At 39.6% G+C, this 16,657-nt stretch carries 18 protein-coding genes and 1 pseudogene; 14 read left to right on the plus strand and 5 right to left on the minus strand.

All coding sequences use genetic code 11. From position 1 onward, the window contains the following. The first annotated feature begins 73 nt into the window (after window positions 1-73). Window positions 74-448, plus strand: coding sequence for a DoxX family protein (locus tag ABD873_RS00840; RefSeq protein WP_039054139.1), 375 nt, complete (start codon window positions 74-76; stop codon window positions 446-448). 12 nt (window positions 449-460) lie between these two features. Then, window positions 461-904: a VOC family protein gene (locus tag ABD873_RS00845; RefSeq protein ID WP_345063341.1), complete on the plus strand. Its 444-nt coding sequence runs from the start codon at window positions 461-463 to the stop codon at window positions 902-904. A 31-nt stretch (window positions 905-935) separates the two neighbouring features. Here ABD873_RS00845 and ABD873_RS00850 read toward each other — a convergent pair whose 3' ends face one another. Beyond that, a complete protein-coding gene (locus tag ABD873_RS00850; RefSeq protein WP_345063343.1) occupies window positions 936-1,271 on the minus strand; it encodes a HopJ type III effector protein in 336 nt (111 codons plus the stop codon). A 23-nt stretch (window positions 1,272-1,294) separates the two neighbouring features. Here ABD873_RS00850 and ABD873_RS00855 point away from each other — a divergent pair, with 23 nt between their 5' ends. The 8 genes and pseudogenes from ABD873_RS00855 (at window position 1,295) to ABD873_RS00890 (ending at window position 4,865) form a co-directional block, all read left to right on the plus strand. Further along, complete coding sequence (locus tag ABD873_RS00855; RefSeq protein ID WP_345063346.1) at window positions 1,295-1,732, plus strand: copper resistance protein NlpE; 438 nt, start codon at window positions 1,295-1,297, stop codon at window positions 1,730-1,732. Between the two features lie 73 nt (window positions 1,733-1,805). Then, window positions 1,806-2,270 (plus strand): SRPBCC domain-containing protein, encoded by a 465-nt coding sequence (locus ABD873_RS00860; RefSeq protein WP_345063349.1) that lies wholly within the window; start codon window positions 1,806-1,808, stop codon window positions 2,268-2,270. Between the two features lie 24 nt (window positions 2,271-2,294). Further along, the gene (locus ABD873_RS00865; RefSeq protein ID WP_039054136.1) at window positions 2,295-2,714 is read left to right on the plus strand and encodes an SRPBCC family protein; all 420 of its coding nucleotides are present in this window, start codon (window positions 2,295-2,297) and stop codon (window positions 2,712-2,714) included. 32 nt (window positions 2,715-2,746) lie between these two features. Continuing rightward, window positions 2,747-3,280: pseudogene (locus ABD873_RS00870) on the plus strand (DUF1697 domain-containing protein). 3 nt (window positions 3,281-3,283) lie between these two features. After that, window positions 3,284-3,802, plus strand: coding sequence for an SRPBCC family protein (locus tag ABD873_RS00875; RefSeq protein ID WP_345063354.1), 519 nt, complete (start codon window positions 3,284-3,286; stop codon window positions 3,800-3,802). 26 nt (window positions 3,803-3,828) lie between these two features. Further along, the gene (locus ABD873_RS00880; protein WP_345063357.1) at window positions 3,829-4,221 is read left to right on the plus strand and encodes an iron chaperone; all 393 of its coding nucleotides are present in this window, start codon (window positions 3,829-3,831) and stop codon (window positions 4,219-4,221) included. 18 nt (window positions 4,222-4,239) lie between these two features. Next, the gene (locus ABD873_RS00885) at window positions 4,240-4,596 is read left to right on the plus strand and encodes a DUF1801 domain-containing protein (RefSeq protein ID WP_345063360.1); all 357 of its coding nucleotides are present in this window, start codon (window positions 4,240-4,242) and stop codon (window positions 4,594-4,596) included. After that, entirely contained in the window at window positions 4,575-4,865 is a 291-nt protein-coding gene (locus tag ABD873_RS00890) for a DUF1801 domain-containing protein (protein WP_039054133.1), read from the plus strand. Before ABD873_RS00885 ends, ABD873_RS00890 begins: the two co-directional genes overlap by 22 nt. A 55-nt stretch (window positions 4,866-4,920) precedes the next feature. On the opposite strand, the gene ABD873_RS00895 is transcribed toward ABD873_RS00890, so the two are convergent. After that, window positions 4,921-5,574 carry a tetratricopeptide repeat protein gene (locus tag ABD873_RS00895; RefSeq protein ID WP_345063365.1) on the minus strand — a complete coding sequence of 218 codons (654 nt, stop codon included), beginning with the start codon at window positions 5,572-5,574 and terminating at the stop codon, window positions 4,921-4,923. 333 nt (window positions 5,575-5,907) lie between these two features. Between ABD873_RS00895 and lon the strand changes: the two genes are divergently transcribed. Continuing rightward, the gene (gene lon / locus ABD873_RS00900) at window positions 5,908-8,394 is read left to right on the plus strand and encodes an endopeptidase La (RefSeq protein ID WP_345063368.1); all 2,487 of its coding nucleotides are present in this window, start codon (window positions 5,908-5,910) and stop codon (window positions 8,392-8,394) included. Between the two features lie 91 nt (window positions 8,395-8,485). Next, complete coding sequence (putP, locus tag ABD873_RS00905) at window positions 8,486-9,988, plus strand: sodium/proline symporter PutP (RefSeq protein ID WP_039054131.1); 1,503 nt, start codon at window positions 8,486-8,488, stop codon at window positions 9,986-9,988. Between the two features lie 13 nt (window positions 9,989-10,001). Here putP and ABD873_RS00910 read toward each other — a convergent pair whose 3' ends face one another. Further along, window positions 10,002-10,391, minus strand: coding sequence for a T9SS type A sorting domain-containing protein (locus ABD873_RS00910; protein ID WP_345063376.1), 390 nt, complete (start codon window positions 10,389-10,391; stop codon window positions 10,002-10,004). Window positions 10,392-10,628: 237 nt separating this feature from the next. Here ABD873_RS00910 and ABD873_RS00915 point away from each other — a divergent pair, with 237 nt between their 5' ends. After that, window positions 10,629-12,572 (plus strand): KUP/HAK/KT family potassium transporter, encoded by a 1,944-nt coding sequence (locus ABD873_RS00915; protein ID WP_345063379.1) that lies wholly within the window; start codon window positions 10,629-10,631, stop codon window positions 12,570-12,572. A 179-nt stretch (window positions 12,573-12,751) separates the two neighbouring features. Here the strand turns inward: ABD873_RS00915 and ABD873_RS00920 are convergent, their stop codons facing one another. Beyond that, the gene (locus tag ABD873_RS00920) at window positions 12,752-14,437 is read right to left on the minus strand and encodes an amino acid permease (protein ID WP_345063381.1); all 1,686 of its coding nucleotides are present in this window, start codon (window positions 14,435-14,437) and stop codon (window positions 12,752-12,754) included. A 32-nt stretch (window positions 14,438-14,469) separates the two neighbouring features. Further along, complete coding sequence (locus ABD873_RS00925) at window positions 14,470-15,144, minus strand: ACP phosphodiesterase (RefSeq protein WP_345063384.1); 675 nt, start codon at window positions 15,142-15,144, stop codon at window positions 14,470-14,472. A 92-nt stretch (window positions 15,145-15,236) separates the two neighbouring features. Between ABD873_RS00925 and tyrS the strand changes: the two genes are divergently transcribed. Further along, window positions 15,237-16,520 carry a tyrosine--tRNA ligase gene (tyrS, locus tag ABD873_RS00930; RefSeq protein ID WP_345063387.1) on the plus strand — a complete coding sequence of 428 codons (1,284 nt, stop codon included), beginning with the start codon at window positions 15,237-15,239 and terminating at the stop codon, window positions 16,518-16,520. The last annotated feature ends 137 nt before the right edge of the window (window positions 16,521-16,657 follow it).

Genomic DNA, 16,657 nt, shown 5'->3' on the forward strand with positions numbered 1-16,657 from the left:
TTTTCAAAAATTTCTTAACTTTAATAAACTATTAATAAACCTAAATTATTTTTAAATTAAACTGTAGCCCAATATGAAAATCTTAAAGTTTATTGCCTGTCTTTTATTCGGTCTTATGTTTATCAATTCGGGATTAAATAAGTTATTTCAGTATTTACCCACTCCAGAGTTGAGCGAAGAGCTTACCAAAGTAACAGAAGCCTTTGGAACGATAAAATGGCTCATGCCTCTGGTAGCCATTATAGAAATTGTGGGTGGTGTGTTATTCATTATCCCCAAAACTAGAGCCTTAGGCGCAATTGTCATCTTCCCTATTATGGTGGGTGTCATCCTACAACATATCTATTTTGCGCCCGAGACAATCCATATTGCTTTGATATTATTGCTAATCAACTTATGGATTATCATAGACAACCGCAAGAAATACTTACCTATGCTCGAAAACTAACCACTATAGATTATGGCCAAAATTCATGCTTACCTCAATTTCAATGGCAACTGTGAAGAAGCTTTCCGCTTCTACGCTGCTGCCTTCAAAACAGAAATCATTTCTTTAATGCGCTTCAGCGACATGCCTGAAGACCCCAACTTTCCTATTCCGGAACAAGATAATAACAAAGTATTACATACCGGAATGGCTATCAACGACAATCAATATATTATGGGGACAGACTGCTTGGAAAGCATGGGACAGCGTGCAACTTCTGGCACCAATGCCTACATCATGCTGGATGCCAGCTCCGCCGAAGAAGCAGAAGAGCTCTTCGACGCCTTGTCCGTCGATGCGCAAACTATAGAAATGAGTCTGGGAGAAACATTCTTCGCCGAAAGATTTGCCTCTTTCATCGATAAGTTCGGCATCCCTTGGATGATACACTATGAAGGTTCTAAAAAGATGTCATAGGACACACAGCAGCCTAGTAAAGGGCTGCTGATTATTTTTTAGACAAAACGGGCTGTTCAAAAGCAACACCATTCCAACCATAACGGATAAATTGCCGTATGTTCGGGTGACTATCGCCTTCCGGAGTAAACTTAACCTCCTCATAGTGCTCGGCAAACAGGTTTAACGTATCTTCTTCCGAAAGATTGTTCAGCTTGGCAAAATACAGAATACGGGCACTGCCCTGATTCTCGTTTGCAGCATTCACAATCTCTCCATTCCAGAAGGACGTAGGGCGGTAATTGTAGTGCTGTTGGATAAATGTCAAAACATCTTTGAATACTTTTTGTTTAGTCTGTAGATGAAGTAATAGTTCTTGAAGAGACATAATAAAAATTAAAAAGACAAGATATGAAAAAATCAAGTTTAACAACAATGGGGGTAGCATTAGGCCTCTTTTTAAGTTGCCAAAACACCCCAAACAGCACTCAACAAGAAGCAGACAGCTTACGGATCACTGATGAACATACATCCCAAAATTCACTGGATTGGGCCGGAATATATCAAGATACAGTACCTTGTGCAGACTGTCCCGGAATCTTCACTACAGTAAAACTATATGAAGACGGTACGTATGCCTACATTGCTGAATATATAGACCGCAACACCACAGTGCAGGACTCCGGAAGATTTATGTGGCATAACAACGGATCCATAGTCCATCTCAAAGGGAATAATGTGGACGAAAAATATAAAGTCGGTGAAAACATGCTTTTGCCGGTAGATGAAGAAGGCAACGTCATACAAAGTGAGCTTATAGATCAAATGACACTGCATAAAGTCAACTGATAACTGATAGTTTGTAATTCGGGTGCATCGTCTGTTGCACCTTATCACTTTAACAACTTATAAACTTAAAGCTATGGTGGAAATTCCAATAATCGCGAAAGCGCGGATACAGATTCTAAAACCTATAGAAGAGGTGTTTGACGCTATCGTCAATCCGGACAGGATAAACAAATATTTCGTTGCACATAGTACAGGAATTTTAAAAAGCAACACTACCGTGCAATGGAAATTCCCTGAGTTTGAAGAATTCTACCCTATCCACTGCAAGGACATCATTCCTAACGAAAAAATCTCTTTCAACTGGGATCCCGCTAATCCGCAGATGACCGTAGATATCGTGCTGGAGCAAGCGGGTGACGCCACCATAGTTACCGTCGAAGAAGGCAACTTCTCCGACCATAAAGACGCCGTACAACAAGCCATAGGTCAAACGGAAGGATGGGCAAACTTTTTGGTATGTCTGAAAGCCTATCTCGAATATGGCATCAATCTACGTAACGGTGCCTTTGATTTTATCCGCGACAACCACAGTCAATAATCAAAACCATAAAATATTTCAACTATGCCTAAACAAGTAATTCATATTTCTGCTAAAGTGGACGCCCCCATAGATAAAGTCTGGGAGCACTATAATAATCCGGAATCAATAAAACAATGGAATCATGCCAGTGACGACTGGCACTGTCCTTCATCCAGCAACGACCTTCGTGTCGGCGGCAAATTCAAAAATAGAATGGAAGCCAAAGATGGTAGCTTCGGCTTCGACTTCGAAGGAGAATATCTCGATATCATTCCGCTGCAGAAAATCTCGTACAAAATGACCGATGACCGTAAAGTGGATATGTCATTCCATGAAGAAAATGGATATACACTTATTTTGATAGACTTCGAAGCGGAAGAGATGAATCCTATAGACATGCAAAAAGAAGGATGGCAAGCAATCTTAAATAATTTTAAAGTATTTGTAGAACAACAGCCTTAGGTATGCTAGGGACAACCATCTTAGCATAAGAAATGAACACGTTTATCATCTTGCTGCGGGCCGTAAATGTGTCGGGAACAAATATCATCAAAATGAAGATGCTGAGAAACCTCTTATTAGTCCAAGGTTTTCAGAACGTACAAACATACATTTAAAGTGGAAATATCATCTTACAGACAAAACAAAAGGCTCAGGAAGTGAAACATCTTGTCAAAGAAAGCATAAGACAACATCTTGGACGCCAGATAGAGGTTTTTGTCTTGGACAAATGCCGCCTTCAGCAACTCTTAAAGAACAATCCCTTTCCGACACATTACCCAAAAAATAGAACGTTTATAGCACTATTGGGCAGCATCCCGCAGCAAGATGATATTGAGGTCTTACGCAGCATGCCTTTAGATGATGATAAACTTGAAATCAGAGAAGATGTCTGCTATTACTATATACCGGTCGGTGCCTCAACGTCCAAGCTGTCCAATGTACTTATTGAGAAAAAGCTGAAAGTTCGCGCCACCAGTCGAAACATCAACACCATGTTGAAACTTATGGAACTAACCCAAACATAAACTATGAAAATTCTCAGAAATGTATTTATCTCCCTGCTAGTACTTGTAGCCATAGTACTTGTCATTGCTGCCATATCACCCAAAACCTTCCACGCAGGAAGCGAAATTATCATCCACCGCAACGCCACAGAGGTGTTTGACAAAGTCAAATACCTGAAAAATCAAGGGGAATTTGACCCATGGTCCAGACAAGACCCCAATATCCAAAAGGAATATCTGGGAGAAGATGGAACAGTAGGTTTTACCTACACATGGAAAAGCAATAAAGTAGGAAACGGAAGACAGGTCATCAAACAAATCATAGAAGGAAGACGCCTAGATATAGACATCTATTTCAACGATAACAAGCAGGCCAACCATTCTTTTATAGAGGTAGATTCTATTGCTCCTCAACAAAGTAGTGTTCGCTGGGAAATAGAAGGCTGTATCCCCTTTCCCTTTAATATAATGAATCTGGTGTACGATATGGATGAGGATTTCAAGCAAGGACTTATAAACCTCAAAAGTACACTTGAAAAATAGTATATTGAGTGAAATTATACCTCTACATGAAAGAAAAGGATTTCAACACTATTGACGAGTACATTGCCAACCAAGACAAAATGTTTCAAAAAAGGCTCCATGAGTTAAAACAAATTATCTTGGAAGTCTCTCCCCTACAGATACAGGAAAAGATTTCCTATAGAATACCTACCTTTTGGCGTAACGGAAATATTATCCATTTCGCCCAACATGCTAAACATATAGGACTTTATCCAGGACCAGAAGCCATAAAAGTCTATAAGGAAAAGCTTGTAAACTACAAAACATCCAAAGGAACTATCCAAATTCCAAACCATCACCCTCTCGACAAAAGCCTCATTCAAGAATTGGTGCGATTTAACATAGAAAGGCTGGAAAATAAAGTCTTATCCCGACAGGACGAACATACGACAAAATAGAAAGATTTAGACGAAAGGATGAAGGCTCTCATCCATAAAACCCAGCTCCAAAAACCCTACAAATGGGGTATGGATATATACACCTTCAATGGTAAAAACATTATTGGATGGAGAGGTTTCAAAAACTTCTTTTCTGTATGGTTTTATAACGGCGTATTCCTCAAAGATCCTTACAAAGTATTAGTAAATGCTTCCGAAGGAAAAACAAAATTTTTACGCCAATGGCGTTTTACGGACAGCTCCCAGTTTGATGAGAAAAAAGTATTAGAATATATTGAAGAAAGTATTCAAACCATCAAGGACGGCAAAATACTTCCTAGAGATAAGAATAACACAATAGATGCCCAAGGAATATGTTTGGCAACAGTATCATAGGTTTTGGCCTATACCATTATAAATACCAGTCCGGTCATGAGGGAGAAGCTCCCATTGTTGGCTTTTCTCCTCGCAAATCAGCCATATCCCTATACGTCTATTGCGGTACACCTCAACAGAATGAGCTAATTGCACGATTAGGGAAAATGAAAAAAGGAAAAGCCTGCATCTATATCAAAAAGTTAGATGATATTGATATAAATGTACTTAAAGCATTGATAAAAGAAACCATAGACTTTATTTCGATGAATTACGAAAGAATAAAATAACAAAGGGTGGAATGATGATCATTCCACCCTTTGTCTGAAAACAATTTAGAGCTGATTATTTCAACAAGTCTCTATATACTTTAGCCTTCTTCAATTCTGTTTGAATATCTTTACGTGAAGCATCAAAGCTCAACACCTTTTCAAAGTCAGCAACAGCTTTTGTATAAGCATCTGTAGCTACCTGTTTGTTATAGCCTTCAGCACCTTCCGTACCTTTCAAGATTCCCAAATCACGGTAAGCAATAGCTCTGTTTTGATACAATTTGACATCCTTATTGTTGATATTTATAGCTTTCGAATAATCCTCAATCGCTGAAGTCAACAGCTGCTCTTTCTCGGCAATCGTTAATTTCGAGTCTTTGTCTACAGCCTGTATATTTTTAGCTTTTGCTCTATAATAATAGGCATTGGCATTTTTACCATCTAAGGCGATCACTTGTCCAAAAGTTTTGGCAGACTCTTTGAAATCCGCAGATTGGAACTGTGAATATCCTAGAAGATACAACACGTGCGGATCGTTCGCTTCGGCAGGTAATGCTTTCTTCAAATGCGTCACGGCAGATTTAAAATCACCGTCAAGCAAGGCCTTCTGTCCCATACGCACATTAGGATTCTTATGTTCTTCCTGTTGGGCTGACGCTGTCAACGTCAACAAAGCCAAAGCTAATGTAGAAATGCCCACCTTTACCGATTTTAATCTGCTATTCAAATTTTTAAAGTTCATATCTATTGTAATTATGTTTCTTTCTGTTAGAGTAAAATTGAGATAATAAGTTTAAGTCATCAACAAATACTTATACACATTTCCACAATATATAGCGGAACTATGCTGCGCTAAATATACGGTTTTTCAATGTCTTCATACTGACACACTGTGGTCTTTTATATGACGAAATTACAGTTACCTAGATATTATAGCATAAATAATACCAAAATTTTCATTTGGCATTGCTCTTGCAATAATGAATACCACTATATAAAAAGAAAAAAAATAGCATAAATTCTGACAACATGTCGGATATTTAAGACATTATACTATACTATGAGCAAAATCAAAAAATTCGACTTCAATCAAGCTATCCCCATTATTAGTGAGGACACTGAATTTTTTCCTTTACTAAGCCAGCAAGATGAAGATGAAATGCACAACGAAGATATACCAGAGACGTTAGCTATTTTACCTTTACGCAATACTGTTTTATTTCCCGGAGTTGTTATACCTATAACTGTAGGTCGCGATAAATCTATCAAATTAGTAAGAGAATCATACAAAACGGACAGAATCATAGGTGTCGTATCCCAAAAGGATATGAACGTGGAAGATCCCGGCTTCGAACAGCTTCATAAAGTCGGAACGGTAGCTATGATCATCAAGGTGTTGCAAATGCCGGATGGCAATACGACCGTCATCATCCAAGGTAAGCAACGCTTCAAGCTGAAAGACCTGGTACAGTCCGAACCTTATATCAAAGCTAGGGTAGAACGTTTTGCGGAAGATAAGCCGAAGACCAACAGTAAAGAGTTCAAAGCACTGATATCTTCTATACGCGAGCTGGCCTTGCAGATCATACAGCTGTCCCCTAACCTTCCTTCGGAGGCAGGAATAGCTATACGCAATATTGAAAGTCCTACCTTCCTGATAAACTTTATCTCCTCCAATCTGGCGATAGAACTTCCGGAAAAGCAAGGCTTGCTGGAAACAAAAAATTTCGTCAGAAGGGCTAAACAGCTGTTGGAATATCTGACCACAGAGCTTCAGCTGTTGGAACTAAAAAATCAAATCCAGAACAAGGTACGTACGGATTTGGACAAGCAGCAACGTGACTACTATCTTAACCAACAGCTTAAGACAATTCAGGAAGAATTGGGTGGCAACACGCCAGACCTAGAGATAGAAAATCTCAAAACACGCGCTAAATCCAAAAAATGGCCGGAAGAGGTTGGAAAACATTTCGACAAAGAAATCGAAAAGCTGGCACGTATCAATCCTGCAGCAGCCGATTATTCCGTACAAATCAACTATCTGGAGCTCCTATTGGATTTGCCTTGGGGTGAATACACCAAAGATAAATTTGACCTGAACAGAGCTATCAAGATTCTGGACAAGGATCATTATGGCCTAGAAAAAGTCAAACAGCGTATTATTGAGTATCTGGCTGTCCTGAAGCTGAAGAACGACATGAAAGCCCCCATCCTATGTCTTGTGGGCCCTCCAGGAGTGGGTAAGACATCACTAGGGAAGTCTATTGCCAAAGCGTTGGGACGTAAATATACCCGGATGGCGTTGGGTGGCGTACGTGATGAAGCCGAAATTCGTGGACACCGTAAAACCTATATCGGTGCAATGCCTGGACGTATCATACAGTCGCTGAAAAAAGCAGGAACATCGAATCCCGTATTCGTGTTGGACGAAATAGACAAGTTGGGGGCTGACTTTAAGGGCGATCCATCATCTGCCTTATTGGAAGTATTGGATCCGGAACAAAACACGCACTTCTATGACCACTACGTGGAAATGGAGTATGACCTTTCGAAGGTGATGTTCATCGCTACAGCCAACTCGCTAAGCACCATCCAGCCTGCTCTCCTAGACAGAATGGAAATCATTGAAGTAAATGGCTACACTATCGAAGAAAAAATTGAAATAGCCAAGAAACACTTGCTTCCGAAGCAGCGCGAGATGCACGGCCTCAAGGCGAAAGATGTTACCCTTTCAAGTAAGGTCATAGAAAAAATCATCGAAGAATATACCCGAGAATCTGGGGTCCGCGGCCTAGAAAAGAAAATAGGTTCTATCGTCCGTGGTGTGGCGACGAAAAAAGTAATGGAAAAGCCGTATTCGCCAAATGTAACACCGGAGATGGTAGAAGAAATCCTCGGAGCACCAATCTTTGACAAAGATATTTACGAAAGCAACGAGGTTGCCGGCGTAGTGACAGGTCTTGCCTGGACAGTCGTGGGTGGCGACATTCTTTTCATTGAATCCAGTCTAAGCCCTGGAAAAGGAAAATTGAGTCTTACCGGAAACCTAGGGGATGTGATGAAAGAATCCGCCGCTATAGCTATGGCGTATCTCCGCTCTCACGCAGAAGAATTTGGCATCAATTACAAAGTCTTTGACACGTGGGATGTAAACATCCACGTTCCTGCTGGAGCAACACCAAAAGACGGTCCTTCGGCAGGTATTACTATGCTGACAGCGCTTACCTCTCTTTTCACGCAGCGCAAGGTTAAAGAAAAGCTGGCTATGACCGGCGAAATCACCTTACGAGGCAAAGTACTTCCTGTAGGGGGTATCAAAGAAAAAATCCTTGCCGCCAAACGCGCCAACATTAAGGAAGTGATCCTGTGCAAATCCAACGAGAAAGACATACTCGAAATCAAGGAGGATTATATCAAGGATATGAAATTCCACTACGTTACTGAAATGTCGGAAGTAATAAAACTTGCCTTGTTGGACAGCAAAGTAAAAAATCCTAAAGATATAGAGCGTTTTATACGTGAAGAAAACAAAGAAGATAAAAGATAGATTCTTTGCTATTTTATGAAAAAGCGTTATTCGAAAGAATAGCGCTTTTTTTATGTCTTTTGACTATCTTAGCTTCTACTAACCTGATAATATGAGCTTTTACGAATTAATATCTATAGGACTTTATTTCCTGCTAATGGTGTTGATAGGTATTTACTCCTATCTTAAGACAAAAAACAGTTCAGATGATTTTTTAATCGGAGGTCGTAAGCTAGGAGCTGCAGTCACAGCATTATCTGCCGGGGCTGCAGATATGAGTGGCTGGCTTCTCATGGGAGTTCCGGGAGCAGTTTATCTTTCCGGAATTTCAGCTTCCTGGATAGCCATAGGACTTACTATAGGTGCGTACGTTAACTATCTACTTATCGCGCCACGTCTGCGTATCTATACGGAGCTGGCCAACAATTCAATTACTCTTCCTGTATTTTTTGAAAATCGTTTTAAAGACAAGTCAGGTACTATAAAAATTATATCCAGTATATTGATTTTGGTATTTTTTACCTTGTACACCTCGGCAGGTATGGTTTCCGGAGGAAGACTTTTTGAATCCGCCTTTGGCATGGATTATAGCACAGGACTTATTGCCACAAGCTTTGTGGTAGTACTTTACACCTTTATGGGTGGATTTCTCGCCGTGAGTCTCACAGATTTCGTGCAGGGCACCATCATGCTTATTGCGTTAATCCTAGTACCTGCTGTCATGCTATGGCATTTAGATGGACTTCCGCATACACTAGATATTATCAGGACAAAAGACGACCATTACCTTGATATATTTAAAGGCACCTCCACAATCAGTATTATTTCTTTGCTTGCTTGGGGACTGGGATATTTTGGGCAACCCCATATTTTAGTAAGATTTATGGCTATAGAAAAGGCTAAAGATCTGAAACAGGCACGTAAAATAGGTATAAGCTGGATGATATTGACAATGAGTGGCGCAATCCTCATCGGCTTATTCGGTATAGCGTATATAGCGGAGCATGTTCCCGGCAAAGTAAACTTTTTCGACAACTCCAAAGAGCAGGCCGAAACCATCTTTATTTACTTAGCTAGAACATTATTTCACCCTCTTATCGGAGGATTTCTCCTTTCTGCCATTTTAGCAGCCGTAATGAGCACTATATCCTCTCAGCTGTTAGTAACCTCCAGCTCCTTGACAGAAGACATCTATAAAACTTTTCTTCACAAGAATGCTGACAACAAACGTATGATGCTGGTAAGTCGCCTTTCCGTGTTGGTTGTCGCTTTAGTTGCATTCTTACTATCGCTAACGCCTAAGGACACTATCCTAAATCTTGTTGGTAACGCTTGGGCAGGCTTCGCCGCAGCCTTCGGTCCTCTTGTTATCCTCTCCTTAATGTGGAGAAAGATCACCCTTATAGGAGCTGTGTCCGGAATGACACTAGGTGCCACAACCGTTTTGGCATGGGTATACATCCCGCATGACTATAAGGCGCTGTACGAGATAATACCAGGTTTTGCGATAAGCTTTTTAGCCACTGTTATCATTTCCTTATTGACATACAAAGCCAATCCGAAAATAGAGGAAGATTTCAACAAGATGATTGCTGAAAAGAACCAAGAAAATTAGTTTTTTAAGGGAATTATTTAATAGAAATCCGTTTTACAACAGTTTCGGCACCGGATGCCACTCGCAAAAAGTAGAAACCCGGATTTATCTTTTCCGCAGTTTCAAACACGTGACTGTTGGTACCTTCTTCCAAGGTACCGTTATAGAGGTTTAACACCTCATTGCCTAAAGCATCCATAAGCTTGATGGTTACGGCGGACTGCTTGGCAAGGTTGAAAGAAACAAGAATTTGACCTACAACGGGATTGTAAGAGGCCTTCACATTGTTAATTAATTTATCAACATTTTCCTTTTCAATATCCAACTTTACAATCGGAGTATTTACAGAATGATTGGCCAATACGGATGAACCAAATGTAACAAAAGTGAATATGGCTAGAGTAAGTACTCTAACTTTAAACATATTGCAAACTTTTAAATTAAATTTATTCATCCTTTTATATTTGACAATTAATTATGGAATGGTTGATTATCTTATACTAAGATTATTGTATTACAAATGTAATGTGATTTTGTTTACAAACAATTAAAGATAACTTTTTTTTTACACAATTAACAATTTTTAACAAGTTTATTGAAAATGTCGAATAATTGCTCTAAATTGCCCCACAAATTAAAGTATTCAGTATAGAAGAATTATATGGGATCCCACCATAATCAACATTTAAATCGGCTCAGTGGAGCAGGTTTATTAATCTCTCTCGGCATCATATTTGGAGATATTGGCACATCTCCCTTGTATGTTCTCAAAGCTATATTTAACAACGATATAATACAAAAAGATCTTGTGATTGGTTGTGTTTCTTGCGTATTGTGGACATTGACCATTCAGACGACCATCAAATATGTACTTATCACCCTAAATGCAGACAACAAAGGAGAGGGAGGAATTTTATCACTATATTCCTTAGTCCGACGTCAAGCGAAATGGTTAATTATACCTGCAATATTAGGCGCTTCCACCCTATTGGCTGATGGTATGATAACACCTGCTATTACGATTTCATCCGCCATTGAAGGGCTTGCAATATTTAATCCTGAGATACCCACCGTTCCAATTGTAATTACGATAATATCCGTATTGTTTCTTATCCAACGATTTGGGACATCCATTGTAGGTCGCGTTTTTGGACCACTTATGCTCGTATGGTTTAGTACTATCGGCTTATTAGGACTACATGCAATTGGGTTAGCAACAGAGATATTAAAAGCTTTTAATCCTCTTTATGCTTTCTATACGCTAGTAAACCATCCCCATGCACTAATTATTATTGGTGCCATTTTCTTATGTACCACGGGAGCAGAAGCTTTGTATTCTGACATGGGACATTGTGGAAAAGCCAATATCCGCGTGAGTTGGATTTTCGTGAAATTAACTTTAATACTCAATTATCTAGGACAAGGTGCTTGGTTAATTTCCCATACAGGACAAAATATCGGAGACACCAACCCTTTTTACTCCATAATGCCCAACTGGTTTATAGTTTATGGTATTGCTATAGCCACCATTGCTGCCATCATCGCGAGTCAGGCTATGATTACAGGCTCATTTACTTTGATTTCCGAAGGTGTAAGATTGAACATTTGGCCCAAAGTAGCCATTCGCTACCCAAGTAACCAAAAAGGTCAATTGTATGTCCCGTCAATCAATTTGATATTATTTATCGGTTGTATGCTGATTATTTATGTATTTGAAAAATCCAGCAACATGGAAGCAGCTTATGGACTAGCCATCAATTTAACATTCTTATCTACCTCGATTCTGATGGTTTACTTTATGTTGAGACGCAGAATCAACAAATTTTTAGTCATCTTTTTTGCGCTTATTTATTTTGCTATTGAAATCACCTTTTTGATAGGTAACGGAGCTAAAATCACACATGGTGGCTGGCTCACTTTACTTTTGGCAGCCTCAATATTCTTAGTGATGTATGCCTGGTTCAGAGCCCGCAAAATCAAAAATGAATTTGTGCGTTTTGTCCATATTGATCAGTATTTCCCTATAATTGAGGAATTAAGTAGTGATACTTCTGTACCCACTTTCGCATCACAATTGGTATATTTAACAAGTGCAAACAGTAAAAAAGAAATAGAAGCCCAAATCATTTACTCGATTATCAATAAAAAACCAAAACGTGCAGATGTATATTGGTTTGTACATGTCGATGTAACTGACGCCCCTCATGGTAGAGAGTACATAGTAGACCAATTAATTCCAGGAAAATTAATTCGTATCGATTTCAAATTAGGTTTCCGCGAAGAACAAAAAATAAGTTTATTATTCCGAAAAGTAGTTGAAGAAATGGTCAAAAATGGTGAAGTGGATATCATCAGCCAATATGACACGCTAAAGAAACACAATATACCAGGTGATTTCAACTTTGTGGTCTTGGAAAAAGTATTTACTAAAACGACGGATTTGAGTTGGCCGAATCGAATCATTATGGAAATATACCGTATCTTGAGAAGATTCAGCTTGAGCGAAGAAAAAGGTTTCGGATTGGATAGTAGTTTTGTAACCTTAGAACGTGTACCTTTGAATATTCCGACCACAGAGAATATTAGATTGCATAGGATACATTAAGAATTACAACAAAAATCGAAAAAATTAGCACAGGAGAAACCCGATTTATAATCCTAATCTGATAATCAAAAGATGGCTATCCGATAGAATAGGCTTTTAAATAAATTCTTAATCCAATTTATCCCTCATAAATAAAGCCACTTCAATGAAGCGGCTTTATTATTTATAATATGTTTTCACTATTCTTGTATACGCAATTTAGAATTCTTATATCCATAAAGAAAATAAATCACTAATCCTGCTGCTAACCAAAGAATAAAGATAATCCAGTTACTTGCTCCTAATTCGGACATGAGGTAAAGATTTATCAAAATTCCGATAACTGGTAATAACGAGAAGTTGTGTTTATAAGCAAAAATACTTAACGCTAACCAAGTCAACCAAAAAACCAACACTAACGACTTGTGCAAAATCACATTTCCAGCTCCTAAAGTTTTCCACTCAGCGAGGCTGTCTTGTCCATAAAAGTACATTAAAACAAGACCTACAATAAATCCTATCCCTACTAAATACTTCCCATTTACATAGGGAACTTTGAATTTAGATTTGGCAGACAAGCCTGATTTATCCATGTACAATACACCTGCGCATACCAAAATGAAAGCGAAAAACGTTCCTACAGAAGTCAAATCCACAAAGAAATCCATCTTAAAAAATAATGCCGGAATAGTCACTACGATTCCTGTCACGATGGTGGCAAAGGATGGTGTTTTGTATTTAGGATGGATGGTAGCAAATCTTTTCCACAACAGTCCGTCACGGCTCATCGTCATCCAGATACGTGGCTGTGCCAGCTGAAACACCAACAAAGCACTGGTAATGGCTATCACCGAAGTAACCGAGATTACACCGGCCATATGATTGAAGCCTACATAGTCAAAAACGTAAGCTAAAGGGTCTTTCACATTCAGTTCAGTGTAGTTGACCATACCGGTAAGCACCAAAGTGATAAGCACATATAATATGGCGCATATCACAAGGCAATAAATCATCGCACGTGGCAGGTCCCGCTGAGGATTCTTACATTCTTCGGCTGTGGTAGAGATGGAGTCGAAGCCAATGAAGGCGAAAAATACTGCTGCTACCCCACTTAGGACGCCTGAAAGACCATTGGGTGCAAAAGGAGTCCAATTCTCCGGCTTAACAAAGAAAGCACCGCCTAAGATTACAGCCACAATGATACCCACCTTGATCAGTACCATGATATTGCTGGCACGCTGTGATTCCTTTATACCTATATAGACTAACCAAGTTACTAAAACAGTGATTAAACCTGCTGGCAAGTCAAATACTATAGGAATATCACCAATACGTGGTGCAGTCTGGTATGCTTCCAAGGCAATGCGGTCTATACCGGTAAGTTGTTCTGCCCCTACCTCCAACATCTTGGCATGTGCATCCAAAGCGTAGCCGGGAGCCATGGTCAGCCACTTAGGTATATGAATACCAAATCCCTCAAGCATGGAGACAAAATACTGAGACCACGATATGGCCACTACCATATTGGATACGGCGTATTCTAACACCAAAGCCCAACCTATTATCCAAGCGAAAAGCTCTCCAAAAGCGACATAGGCATACGTATAGGCTGAACCCGACACAGGGACGGTGCTAGCAAACTGGGCATAAGAAAGGGCGGTAAACACACAGGCGAAAGCTACAAAAACGAACAGCATAGATACCGCAGGACCTCCATTGTAGGCAGCAAGACCTATGGTACTGAAAATACCTGCCCCGACAATTGCAGCAATACCTAAGGATACCAAATCACGCACCCCAAGAATTTTCATCATCCCACTGCCCTTCGCTTCCGAATCCGCAATGATTTGCTCTACACTTTTCTTCCTGAAGAGTTGATTCTTCATATTTGTTAATAATTATTTATCGATCTAATTCTTTAATCTAACTGTTGGGAGATATAATGATATATCTCTCCGAAATCACGTAACTCGTCATGCTGATACTCGTCCAGCTGCACGGCCAAAGTTTCTATATGTTCTGCCGTGGGTCTGAAGTCCCATACCCGCCTGCAAATATTAAAAAGAGCATGTGGGATGTTCTCAATCTGAGCGTAGTCAAAAATATATTTTGATTCAACAAATTTATTATAAAAGTTGAGAAATCTATCCACGTCGACGATTTTCAACGTATTTAAGTATTTGGTGAGCATATTGACATCTACACTTTCCAAATGCTCGTACATGCGTCCTACACTCAGCAATTGATGTGCTATGAGCTTGTGGTCCAACAGCAGCTCCAGGCTGATATGCGCCAGAAAACTGGCCCGCACCGGCAAATCTTCTACCGTCTTCTCAATCCTTTTGCGTAGCGCATGGGTATGATCGTAAAAAAATGGAGAGCTGTGAAACAGCCGGTCTACCTCGACATGGTGCACCCACCCTTCCGTAATGGCCTTATAAGTCGATCCAAAAGGAAATTGATCAGCAATCTTATGGATTTGAAAGGAATAATCTTTATCGACATTCTTCAACAAGTCCGGCAATAACCCTCCCAATACCTGCTCGGAAGAAGCAGCATACCGCTCAAAATAATAATGTGATAAAAAGTTCAAACCCTTACTATTTATACAATATTTGTCGTAAGATACATCATAATCTGTTATCTTTGCAATTCTTAATTAAAATTTATATAAATCATATCGCTATGAGTTTTGTAGAAGAATTACGTTGGAGAGGCATGTTACAAGATATCATGCCGGGTACCGAAGAATTACTGAACAAAGAGAAAGTGTCAGGCTACATCGGTTTTGACCCAACAGGCGATTCTTTACACGTAGGTCACTTGACCCAAATCATGACATTAATCCATTTTCAAAATGCAGGCCACAAACCTATAGCCCTTGTAGGGGGTGCTACAGGCATGATCGGAGACCCTTCGTTCAAGTCTGCAGAGCGAAATCTTCTGGATGAAGAAACATTGCGTTACAATGTGGAATGTCTGAAAAAACAGCTTTCGAAATTTTTGAACTTCGGCGACGGTGAAAACGATGCCAAAATGGTTAACAACTATGACTGGTTCAAAGATTTCAAATTCTTGGATTTCATTCGTGATGTGGGTAAGCTGATTACGGTCAACTACATGATGGCCAAAGACTCGGTAAAGAAACGTTTGGAAGGCGAAAACGGTCTTTCGTTTACTGAATTTACCTATCAACTCATTCAAGGATATGATTTCTATTATCTCTGGAAACATCACAACTGTAAAATACAGATGGGTGGTTCGGACCAATGGGGCAATATCGTTACCGGTGCCGAGCTTATCCGTCGTCAGGATCAAGGCCAAGCTTACGCCTTGACAACCCAGCTCATCAAAAAAGCGGACGGTCAAAAATTTGGAAAAACAGAATCCGGTGCTGTATGGTTAGACCCTAAGAAAACCTCCCCATTCAAATATTACCAATTCTGGCTGAATACGACCGACGATGATGCAAAAAACTGGATTAAAATCTTTACGCTGAAAACTAAAGAGGAAATCGATGCCATCATTGCCGAACATGAGGCCGCACCTCACCTACGTGTAGTGCAAAAGGCATTGGCTAAAGATATCACCATCCGTACGCACTCCATGGAAGCCTACGAAACAGCCGTAAAAACTTCCGAATTTTTGTTTGGCAACGGCTCTTTAGAGTTCCTAGCAGGCTTAGACCACGAAGGTGTGTTAGAAGTGTTTGACGGTGTCCCTCAATTTACTGTAAGCAAAACAGAACTAGAAGCTGGAATCAACATTCTTGACCTATTGGCCGTAAAGACTCAGGTCTTCCCTTCAAAAGGAGAAGCCAAGAAAATGTTGGTAGGTGGCGGCGTATCGTTGAACAAAGTGAAGTTGAACGATATCGAAAAGACAGTGAACACCTCCGACTTGATCAACAACAGATATCTTGTTGCACAAAAAGGTAAGAAAAACTATTTCTTGATTATAGCTCAATAAGAGTTTAACTTATACCAAAATAGAAAGGCTACAGAAAACTGTAGCCTTTTTTCTTATCTCATAATAATATCATAAGCGCTCTACATTTCTCCAATTCTTTACTAATTTTGTACCTTTGCAAAATAAAAAAGCAAGGG

The organism is Sphingobacterium thermophilum (genome assembly GCF_039541675.1).
Classification (GTDB): domain Bacteria; phylum Bacteroidota; class Bacteroidia; order Sphingobacteriales; family Sphingobacteriaceae; genus Sphingobacterium; species Sphingobacterium thermophilum.

Excerpts from the sequence above, each read along its gene's own strand:
- ABD873_RS00840 (WP_039054139.1), top strand. The coding sequence starts at position 74 with ATGAAAATCTTAAAGTTTATTGCCTGTCTTTTATTCGGTCTTATGTTT.
- ABD873_RS00845 (WP_345063341.1), top strand. The coding sequence starts at position 461 with ATGGCCAAAATTCATGCTTACCTCAATTTCAATGGCAACTGTGAAGAA.
- ABD873_RS00850 (WP_345063343.1), bottom strand. The coding sequence starts at position 1,271 with ATGTCTCTTCAAGAACTATTACTTCATCTACAGACTAAACAAAAAGTA.
- ABD873_RS00855 (WP_345063346.1), top strand. The coding sequence starts at position 1,295 with ATGAAAAAATCAAGTTTAACAACAATGGGGGTAGCATTAGGCCTCTTT.
- ABD873_RS00860 (WP_345063349.1), top strand. The coding sequence starts at position 1,806 with ATGGTGGAAATTCCAATAATCGCGAAAGCGCGGATACAGATTCTAAAA.
- ABD873_RS00865 (WP_039054136.1), top strand. The coding sequence starts at position 2,295 with ATGCCTAAACAAGTAATTCATATTTCTGCTAAAGTGGACGCCCCCATA.
- ABD873_RS00875 (WP_345063354.1), top strand. The coding sequence starts at position 3,284 with ATGAAAATTCTCAGAAATGTATTTATCTCCCTGCTAGTACTTGTAGCC.
- ABD873_RS00880 (WP_345063357.1), top strand. The coding sequence starts at position 3,829 with ATGAAAGAAAAGGATTTCAACACTATTGACGAGTACATTGCCAACCAA.
- ABD873_RS00885 (WP_345063360.1), top strand. The coding sequence starts at position 4,240 with ATGAAGGCTCTCATCCATAAAACCCAGCTCCAAAAACCCTACAAATGG.
- ABD873_RS00890 (WP_039054133.1), top strand. The coding sequence starts at position 4,575 with ATGTTTGGCAACAGTATCATAGGTTTTGGCCTATACCATTATAAATAC.
- lon (WP_345063368.1), top strand. The coding sequence starts at position 5,908 with ATGAGCAAAATCAAAAAATTCGACTTCAATCAAGCTATCCCCATTATT.
- putP (WP_039054131.1), top strand. The coding sequence starts at position 8,486 with ATGAGCTTTTACGAATTAATATCTATAGGACTTTATTTCCTGCTAATG.
- ABD873_RS00910 (WP_345063376.1), bottom strand. The coding sequence starts at position 10,391 with ATGTTTAAAGTTAGAGTACTTACTCTAGCCATATTCACTTTTGTTACA.
- ABD873_RS00915 (WP_345063379.1), top strand. The coding sequence starts at position 10,629 with ATGGGATCCCACCATAATCAACATTTAAATCGGCTCAGTGGAGCAGGT.
- ABD873_RS00920 (WP_345063381.1), bottom strand. The coding sequence starts at position 14,437 with ATGAAGAATCAACTCTTCAGGAAGAAAAGTGTAGAGCAAATCATTGCG.
- tyrS (WP_345063387.1), top strand. The coding sequence starts at position 15,237 with ATGAGTTTTGTAGAAGAATTACGTTGGAGAGGCATGTTACAAGATATC.